Annotated in this window: 1 rRNA gene (running past one end of the window); it reads left to right on the top strand. The window is 53.8% G+C overall.

The features are described from left to right. Positions 1–266: ribosomal RNA gene (locus tag ACYVJ4_RS18300) — 16S ribosomal RNA — on the top strand; its annotated part reaches 314 nt to the left of the window's first position; the annotation flags it as partial.

Raw genomic sequence — 266 nt, 5'->3', positions numbered from 1 at the left:
CAAAGAGAAGCGACCTCGCGAGAGCAAGCGGACCTCATAAAGTGCGTCGTAGTTCGGATTGGGGTCTGCAACTCGACCCCATGAAGTCGGAGTCGCTAGTAATCGTGGATCAGAATGCCACGGTGAATACGTTCCCGGGCCTTGTACACACCGCCCGTCACACCATGGGAGTGGGTTGCAAAAGAAGTAGGTAGCTTAACCTTCGGGAGGGCGCTTACCACTTTGTGATTCATGACTGGGGTGAAGTCGTAACAAGGTAACCGTAG

The organism is Angustibacter peucedani (assembly GCF_054779595.1).
The sequence above is the reverse complement of the archived record's forward strand: the minus strand, read 5'-3'. Positions and strand labels throughout refer to the sequence as shown.